Consider the following 9033-nt stretch of genomic DNA (forward strand, 5'->3'; position numbering starts at 1 on the left):
GCGTTGTGAGAGAAACCACTGCCCATCGCTTGCAGAGAAATGGGTGGCGGCTGCATACGGGCCTGCAAGACCGAGGCCTCAAGAATCCCGGCTGACCATAAGGTCACCCATACGCAGCCACCATTGAACACGGTGAGCACGAATCCTGAGGCTTCGACAGGCTTGCAGACCTGGCCATTGAATTTGCAACGGCACCGCCAGCCTAGGGAGCTCACTTTCCCACCGCAATGCCCCAAAGACTGATTCAGACGCGTCCTACAAACCAGAGGAAAAATCTGTTTCTTCATTCGTAGGAACCACCCACTCCCCGCCCTCTCGTAATGCTTTGTTAAGATTTCTTCCATATTTAGTTAACGTAATTTTCACGATCCGCCCTCTAGCCTCTCTGCCTTTCCGGCAGCCCCATCCTTTTCTGGCTGCCGCCATGGTTCTACGAGGCACACGTGGCAAACACCGCATCCCCATCCGCGCCCAAGCGCGTGGACTGGGCCGGCCTGGGCTGGCTCCTGCTGTTCTTCTGGTACTTCTCCGGCGTCACCCAGGCGCTCCTGCTGTTCAGTGGCACCACCGGTTTCGCCGGTTTCCGCGATGCCCTGTTCCTCAGCACCCTGTGGTTCGTCCCGGTGCTGCTGCTGCCACGCCTCACCCGCACCCTCGCCGCCGTCATTGGCGTGGTGCTATGGGCCGCCTCGCTGGTGGGTTTGAGCTACTTCGGCATCTACCACCAGGAGTTCTCGCAAAGCGTCATCTTCGTGATGTTCGAGTCGAACACCGCCGAAGCGGGCGAATACTTCAGCCAGTACTTCAGCATTGGCCTGATGCTCGGCCTGCTGGCCTACACCGTGGGCGCCGTACTGCTGTGGACCCGTGTGCGCCCGGTCACCCTGCGCCTGCGCAGCCGTATCCCGGTGGTGGTGCTGTTGCTGGCCGCCAACCTGGTGCTGCCGTTCTACAAGCAGATGGTCACCCAGGAACGCAACTTCGCCGATGCCATGGAGAAGGTCCAGCAGCGCATGGAACCGGCCGTACCGTGGCAGCTGGTGGTCGGCTACCGCCAGTACCTGCAGCAGTTGAACAACATGCAGAAACTGCTGGCACAGAACGCTGCCCTGCCACCCCTTCAGAACCTCCAGGACAGCAGCGGCGACGCCCCGCGCACCTTGGTGCTGGTACTCGGCGAGTCGACTACCCGCGAGCACATGCACCTGTACGGCTACAACCGCGACACTACCCCCAACCTGGACGCCCTGGCCGCCGCCGACAAGAGCCTGACCGTGTTCCAGAACGTGGTCACCCCGCGCCCCTACACCATCGAGGTGATGCAGCAGATCCTCACCTTCGGTGACGAAGAACACCCCGACCGCTTCCTCACCGATCCGTCGCTGATCAACCTGATGAAACAGGCAGGCTACAAGACCTTCTGGATCACCAACCAGCAGACCATGACCAAGCGCAACACCATGCTCACCACGTTCTCGCAGCAGACCGACGAGCAGGTGTACCTGAACAACCAGCGCAACCAGAACGCCAGCCAGTACGACGAAGTGGTGCTGCCACCGTTCGAGAAGGCCCTGAAGGACCCGGCGCCGAAGAAGTTCATCATCGTCCACCTGCTGGGCACGCACATGGACTACCGCTACCGGTACCCGGATGCCTATCAGCACTTCACCGATCGCAAGGGTGCGCCGGCTGCGCTGACCGATGACCAGGTGGAAACCTACAACTTCTACGACAACGCGGTGCGCTACAACGACTTCGTGGTGTCGAGCCTGATCAAGCAGTATTCGGCGGCCACGCCCAACGGCTTCCTGCTGTACCTGTCCGACCACGGCGAAGACGTGTACAGCTCCGGCAACCACGACCGCCTGGGCCGCAACGAAGGCGCGCCGACCCGGCCGATGTACACCGTGCCGTTCCTGCTGTGGACCTCACCGAGCTGGCAGGCCGAACACCCACGTGACCTGCAGTCGATGGCCAAGCGCCCTTATAGCAGCTCGCACCTGATTCATACGCTGTCGGACCTGGCGGGCTTGAGCTATGACAAGTTCGAGCCGGCCAAGAGCCTGGTGAACGCGCAGTTCACGCCAACGCCACGCTGGATTGGCGACCCGTACCGCAAGGATGGGTTGCATGAGTTCGACCAGCTGCCGCAGGACACGGCGGAGCAGACTCAACAGACCGCGGCCAATTCCCAGCAGTAGCGAGCGGACGGATACCCACCGCTCTGACGGCTGATGGCGAGGTCCCTGATCGCGCCATCGGCCTTTTCTTTGTCCGGCTGCTGCGCAATGCGTGCCAGCAGCTTTACTTGAAATCAATACAGCGTCTGAACGCACGGCAGGGAAAAACACCATGGGCGAATTCGAAGCATTCAACCGCTCCCTCTTCCTGCTGATCAACGGCGGCAGTGACACGCCGCACTGGCTGATCCAGCTCGCCATCGGCATTGCTGCCGGCCTGATCTACCTGCTTCCCGTGTTGCTGCTGGGCTTCTGGCTGTGGGGCACCCGGGGGGAGCGCCAACTGGTGCTCAAGGCAGCGTTGGTTACCGTGATCGCATTGCTTGCCAACCAGCTCCTCTGGGCAATCTGGCCCCATCCCCGGCCGTTCATGATCGGGCTGGGGCATACGTGGATGCTGCACGCACCTGATTCGTCTTTCCCCAGCGATCACATGACCGTGTTCGGCTGCATCGGTTTGACCTTGCTGCTGGATGGCCTGTCGGGCTGGGGCGTGATCATTCTGCTGACCGGGCTCAGTGTCGCCTGGGCGCGGGTGTTCCTGGGCGTGCACTTCCCGCTCGACATGGTCGGCGCGATGGTCGTTTCGCTGTTGGTTTACGCAGGGTTCTCGCCACTCTGGCGACGTATCGGCCAGCCTGTCACCGATCTGGCGGAACGGTGTTACCGCAGCCTGATGGCGGTGCCGATCAGGGCGGGTTGGCTGCGGGGCTGAGGTAAACTGACATTGCGTCGCCATCCTGGCAGTGGGCAGGCACACGCCAGCCACTCTTGGTAAACTAGGGCAACTTTTCCTGAAGGCCGATCTGCGAGGTCACTGACCGCGCCATCGGCCTGAAGCGGCGGGACGGTTCAGGCCCGGTGGTGCTTGGGTTCGTGGTTCAACAGGGAGATTACATGATTTTTTCTCAGCTAATTGACGCCGCCCCCGAAGTACAAACTGAAATACGGCTTCTGAGAAACCAAGAAGAAGTCCGTAAATATATGTACACCTCCCATGAGATCTCGCTGCAAGAGCATGAGAACTGGCTGAAATCGCTGCAGGGCAATGCGCGCCAATCTGTATTCGTGGCAATCCATGATGACAAAGCCGCAGGCGTGGTTTCCCTGAACGCGATTAACACCACGCAAAAAACGGCCGATTGGGCTTTCTACTTGGACACCGAACTGCAAGGCCAAGGGTTCGGCAGCTTGGTGGAGTTCTGGATGCTTGATTATGCATTCGATGAAGCCGGCTTGGAAAAGCTGAACTGCGAGGTACTTGAGACGAACCCCTCAGTGGTAAAGATGCACCAGAAATTTGGCTTTACGATAGAAGGGGTCCGCAGAAAAAACATCCTCAAAGATGGCAATCGTATCGACGTAGTACTGCTGGGCATAACGAAAGATGAGTGGACTGCTCACCGCCCCTCAATTGAACCGATTATCGCTCGTTTGAAACGAAAGTCATGATTTTAATCAGCGTATACGAATCCGAAAGTGCTCCCCTTACGCTTTATGAGCTCCTCAAGAAGCGCTCAACCACTCACTCCATCAGCCACAATGCCGTGCCTGAGTATGCGGAACATGAGTTATTTGTCCAGTCCAAGCCATACCGATACTGGTATCTGGTAACACTGGACGGCACGACCATTGGATCAACCTACATAACCGAAAATAATGAAATCGGCGTATTCTTAATAGATGAATTTTCTCACCTTCAGTCCGATTTGCTGGGCAAAATGGTTAACAACCATGAGCCTCTGCCTGCGGTAAAATCGAAACGAGTGGGCCAATTCAGCATCAACTCCAACCCAGGGAACGCTTCGCTGATCTCTGCGATCCTCTCAACTGGAGGGGTGCACGTGCAGAACTCTTATCTTCTTAGCAAGGCAACGAAGTCAAAGCCCGAATAAGTCGCGGGGCCGCCTGCCTAGTCACTGCCTGATAATTTCAGGCACGCGTGCCTGGCACAGCGCAATCACTGCTCGATCACCTTCGTCGCTCGCGCCGGATGTCCGGGTGGTCGTTGATGCTGATCATTACCCTGCCCTTGCACCGGCGCATAAAGTCGGCCATACGCTCGTACGCTTCGAAGGGGAAGTCGACGCCATAGCCGGCGGTCTGCCAGTACGTCGGGTCCATGCAGAAGAACGTGTGCGCTCGATCGTAGCGCTCAGCGCAGGCGAGCCAGGACAGGTTCTCGACGTAGGTGCCGGCGAGGCGCTGCCAAGCGGCGGACAGATTCTCCTCGATGCGCAGCAGGTTGATGGCCGGTCCAGTGGTGGAGGTACCGAACGTCTGCCCCGTGACCTTGTCGCCGAAGGCATGCTGCTGCAGGTAGAAAAACCGATTTTTACGATGCAAAGGATTGTCAGCTTTACGCTTTGCCTACTCGCAGTTGGCGTAACACATGCAGAAAAGAAGCTGCAGGTGATTGATGAGCTCCCCACCTTCCAATGGAGGCGCCAAGGTTTGATATGAAATCGGCGCTCCATCGCCAGCCAGGCTGTAGGCAGGCACACGCCAGCCACCTTTGGTAAACTAGGGCAACATTTTCCAAAGGCCGATCTGCGAGGTCACTGACCGCGCCATCGGCCTTTTTCCTTGTTCCGATCGTTGCCCTAGACCCCAATGCCCCTAGAACAGACCACGAACCCAAGCACCACAAGGCCTGATCCGTCCCGCCGCTTCAGCGTTGCGCCGATGATGGACTGGACGGATCGTCATTGTAGGTTCTTCCTGCGCCTGCTCTCCAAGCAAACCCTGCTCTACACCGAAATGGTCACCACCGGTGCCCTGCTGCACAACGACGCCCACCGTTTCCTGAGCCACGACGTCTCCGAGCACCCGCTGGCCCTGCAGCTGGGCGGCAGTGTGCCAGCCGACCTGGCCGCCTGCGCCAAACTGGCCGAGGAAGCCGGCTACGACGAGGTCAACCTCAACGTCGGCTGCCCGAGCGACCGGGTGCAGAACAACATGATCGGCGCCTGCCTGATGGCCCACCCGGCACTGGTGGCCGATTGCGTGAAGGCCATGCAGGATGCGGTATCCACGCCGGTGACGGTCAAGCACCGCATCGGTATTAATGGCCGCGACAGCTATGCCGAGCTGTGCGATTTCGTTGGCCAGGTGCGTGAGGCCGGCTGCCGGAGTTTTACCGTGCATGCACGGATCGCGATTCTCGAAGGGCTGTCGCCGAAGGAAAACCGCGAGATCCCGCCGCTGCGCTACGACGTGGCCGCGCAGTTGAAGGCCGACTTCCCGGACCTGGAGATCGTGCTCAACGGCGGGATCAAGACCCTGGCGGAATGCCAGGCGCACCTTGAGACCTTCGATGGCGTGATGTTGGGGCGCGAGGCGTACCATAACCCTTACCTGCTGGCCGAGGTGGATCAGCAGCTGTTTGCCAGCGAAGCGCCGGTAGTGAGCCGCAGCGAGGCACTGGAGCAGTTGCGGCCTTATATCGTGGCGCATATGGAGAGTGGTGGCGCGATGCATCACATCACCCGGCATATTCTGGGGCTTGGCCAGGGGTTCCCGGGGGCACGACGGTTCCGGCAGTTGTTGTCGGCGGATATTCACAAGGCGGCGGAGCCGCTGAAGGTGTTCGATCAGGCGGCGGAGTTGATGCAAGGGCGGTGAGGTTGCCTGGGCGTACCAGGGAACCTCGCGCCAGCTGCTGACTCGAATCATCACCTTCGGCAATTCCGCCCCGCCCCACTGGCCTCTTGAGCGCCCGTCGGGCCTCGGGTAATGTCGAGTAAATGCACAGGACAGAGCACGCCCATGACCTCCAAGCTGGAACAACTCAAGCAGTTCACCACCGTGGTTGCCGACACCGGGGACCTGGATGCCATCACCCGTCTCAAGCCGGTCGATGCCACCACCAACCCGTCGCTGCTGCTCAAGGCCGCCGCCATCCCGGGCTATGCCGAGCTGCTCAAGCAGGTGAAGGCCGATGCCAAGGGCAATGTCGACCTGGCCTGCGACCAGTTCGCCGTGGCCGTGGGCGCGGGCATTCTCAAAGTCATTCCGGGGCGTATTTCCACCGAGGTGGATGCACGCCTGTCGTTCGATGAGCCGGCACTGCTGAACAAGGCACGCCAGCTGATCGGCCTGTACGAAGCCGCCGGAGTGTCGAAAGACCGAGTGCTGATCAAGCTGGCCTCCACCTGGGAAGGCATCCGCGCCGCCGAGAAGCTGGAAAAGGAAGGCATCCAGACCAACCTGACCCTGCTGTTCTCCTTCGCCCAGGCCCAGGCCTGCGCCGACGCTGGCGTGTTCCTGATTTCGCCGTTCGTGGGCCGTATCTACGACTGGTACAAGAAAAGCACCGGCCAGGACTACGTCGGCGCTGAAGACCCGGGCGTGCAGTCGGTCACGCGCATCTACAACTACTACAAGGCCAATGGCTACGACACCGTGGTCATGGGCGCCAGCTTCCGCAATCTCGGCCAGATCGAACAGCTGGCCGGCTGCGATCGCCTGACCATCAGCCCGGACCTGCTGGACAAGCTGGGCAGCGACCAGGGCGAACTGCCGCGGATTCTCAAGCCAGGCAATGCCGGTGAAGCCAAGCAGGTGCTGAACGAAAGCCAGTTCCGCTGGGCGATGAACGAAGATGCCATGGGCACCGAGAAGCTGGCTGAAGGTATTCGCCAGTTTGCCCGGGATCAGGAAAAACTCGAGAAGTTGATGGCTGAAAAAGCCTGATACATCTAAGGTTTGCCAGGCGGGCGGGGAATGTTCAGCATTTCCCGCCCGTTTTGTTTCAGCGGGTTGTGAACGCGTCCTGAACTCAAAGGCCAAATGACCTCATCCCCATTGCCCCTCGTACTCGCCGGCCCAGTACTGCGCCGCCTCGAACCGCAAAGGCTGGCCATCTGGCTGGTCGGCAGCCAACCCCTGCAACCTGAATTCATCCTCGACGGCACCGCCAAGGTCGAGTGTCAGGTCGTTGCTGTCGGCCAGCACGCCTTCATTCACCTGCTGGACATTCACTTCGCCGAGCCTCTGCCACGCAACGTCGCCATCGAGTATGACCTGCTGCTCGACGGCCAGGGCATTGCCGGCTGGGCCCCGCACCTGCTCTACCCCGGCAGCCATCGCCCCAGCCTGGTGCTGCGCGACCGCCTTGACCAGCTGCTGCACGGGTCCTGTCGCAAACCGCATCACCCGGCCGCCGACGGCCTGCTCTGCGCCGACCGCTTGCTACAGGCCTGCCAACGACCGGAGGACCGCCCCGCCGTGCTGTTGATGACCGGCGACCAGATCTATGCCGACGACGTCGCCGGCCCGATGCTGCGCGCCATCCATTCGCTGATCGAACGCCTGGGGCTGTTCGACGAAGCGCTGGATGGCGCGGTGGTCGCCGACAGCCAGGCGCTCTACCGGCATCCGGCCAGCTACTACCACCGCGCCGACCTGTTGCCCGCACAGGCACGCAACGAAACCCTGCGCGAACGCTTCTTCGGCGGCAAGCGCAAGCCGATATTTTCCTCCAGCAATGCCGACAACCACCTGGTGACCTTCGCCGAGGTCATGGCCATGTATCTGCTGGTGTGGGCACCCGAGCCCTGGCGCCTGGTGAACCTGGGCATGCCTACTGGCCTGAACCAGCAAGACCAAGCGCGCTACCGCGAGGAGCTGCCGCTGATCGAGGCCTTCGCCGCCAGCCTGGGCGACGTGGCGCGGGTAATGGCCCACCTGCCCTGCCTGATGATCTTCGACGACCACGACATCACCGACGACTGGAACCTCTCGGCGCAGTGGGAAGAAACCGCCTATGGCCACCCCTTCTCGCGGCGGATAATCGGCAATGCGTTGCTGGGCTATCTGCTGTGCCAGGCCTGGGGCAACGACCCGGATGGCTGTAATGGGCTGGTCGGGCAGTGCCAGACGCTGCCCCGGCAGCAGGACGAACTGATTGGTGAATTGCTGCGTTTCCAGGGCTGGCAGTACAGCCTGCCCAGCGAGCCGCCGTTGCTGGTGCTGGACACCCGCACACGCCGCTGGCGCAGCGAGAGCGACCTGGGCAAGCCATCCGGCCTGCTCGACTGGGAAGCGCTGTGCGAGCTGCAGCAGGCGCTGCTGGACCACCCCTCGGCAATCATCGTGTCACCGGCACCGATCTTTGGCGTCAAGCTGATCGAAACCGTGCAGAAGGTGTTCAGCTGGCTGGGCTATCCGTTGCTGGTGGATGCCGAGAACTGGATGGCCCACCGTGGCGCGGCGCAGGTGATCCTGAACATCTTCCGCCATTCGCGCACGCCGGGGCACTACGTGATTCTCTCGGGCGATGTGCACTATTCGTTCGCCTATGAGGTGCTGATTCGCCATCGCCAGCGCAGCCCGCACCTGTGGCAAGTGACCAGCAGCGGGATCAAGAACGAGTTCCCACGGCGCTTGCTGGACGTGCTGGACAGGCTGAACCGCTGGTTGTATTCGCCACGCTCACCACTGAACTGGTTCACCAAGCGCCGGCAGATGGAGGTGGTGCCACGCACGCCCAGCCGCAGCAAGGCCGGGGAGCGACTGTGGAATGGGGCGGGGTTGGGCCAGGTGCTGTTCGATGAGCAAGGGCGGCCGGCGCGGGTGTTTCAGCTGAGTGCGGATGGCAGTGAGGCGACCGAGTTTGTGCAGCGAGAGTGACTGCCTGGTGGCGTTGTGGAGGCCTTGCTGGCCTCTTCGCGGCTAAAGCCGCTCCCACAGGGATATCACCCGCCTTGAAGCCTGTGGCGTGCCTGTGGGAGCGGCTTTAGCCGCGAAGAGGCCAGCAAGGCCTCCACAACGCCACCAGGCAGTCACTCTC

7 protein-coding genes and 1 pseudogene are annotated in these 9033 nt (G+C 61.0%); 7 read left to right on the plus strand and 1 reads right to left on the minus strand.

Annotated features, from left to right (window positions below):
* Positions 1-443 precede the first annotated feature (443 nt).
* The 4 genes from J7573_RS09725 to J7573_RS09740 all read left to right on the plus strand — a co-directional run bounded on the left by J7573_RS09725 (position 444) and on the right by J7573_RS09740 (position 4135).
* Positions 444-2201 (plus strand): phosphoethanolamine transferase CptA, encoded by a 1758-nt coding sequence (locus J7573_RS09725; RefSeq protein ID WP_294333640.1) that lies wholly within the window; start codon positions 444-446, stop codon positions 2199-2201.
* Between the two features lie 151 nt (positions 2202-2352).
* On the plus strand, positions 2353-2955 hold the full coding sequence (locus J7573_RS09730) for a phosphatase PAP2 family protein (protein ID WP_294333643.1): 603 nt from the start codon (positions 2353-2355) through the stop codon (positions 2953-2955).
* A 182-nt stretch (positions 2956-3137) separates the two neighbouring features.
* Positions 3138-3692 (plus strand): UDP-4-amino-4,6-dideoxy-N-acetyl-beta-L-altrosamine N-acetyltransferase, encoded by a 555-nt coding sequence (gene pseH / locus J7573_RS09735; protein WP_294333645.1) that lies wholly within the window; start codon positions 3138-3140, stop codon positions 3690-3692.
* Positions 3689-4135 (plus strand): hypothetical protein, encoded by a 447-nt coding sequence (locus J7573_RS09740; protein WP_294333647.1) that lies wholly within the window; start codon positions 3689-3691, stop codon positions 4133-4135. Before pseH ends, J7573_RS09740 begins: the two co-directional genes overlap by 4 nt.
* Before the next feature lie 91 nt (positions 4136-4226).
* Here the strand turns inward: J7573_RS09740 and J7573_RS09745 are convergent.
* Positions 4227-4571: pseudogene (locus J7573_RS09745) on the minus strand (DNA adenine methylase); the annotation flags it as partial.
* A 282-nt stretch (positions 4572-4853) separates the two neighbouring features.
* On the opposite strand from J7573_RS09745, the gene dusA reads away from it, so the two are divergent.
* From dusA to J7573_RS09760, 3 genes are all read left to right on the plus strand, one after another.
* Positions 4854-5864 (plus strand): tRNA dihydrouridine(20/20a) synthase DusA, encoded by a 1011-nt coding sequence (gene dusA, locus J7573_RS09750; protein ID WP_294333650.1) that lies wholly within the window; start codon positions 4854-4856, stop codon positions 5862-5864.
* A gap of 144 nt (positions 5865-6008) precedes the next feature.
* Positions 6009-6935, plus strand: a complete 927-nt coding sequence (tal, locus tag J7573_RS09755; RefSeq protein ID WP_294333652.1) for a transaldolase — start codon at positions 6009-6011, stop codon at positions 6933-6935.
* A 96-nt stretch (positions 6936-7031) separates the two neighbouring features.
* A complete protein-coding gene (locus tag J7573_RS09760; protein WP_294333655.1) occupies positions 7032-8873 on the plus strand; it encodes an alkaline phosphatase D family protein in 1842 nt (613 codons plus the stop codon).
* Positions 8874-9033 lie beyond the last annotated feature (160 nt).

The sequence above is a fragment of the Pseudomonas sp. genome, from assembly GCF_017744435.1.
Taxonomy (GTDB): Bacteria; Pseudomonadota; Gammaproteobacteria; order Pseudomonadales; family Pseudomonadaceae; genus Aquipseudomonas.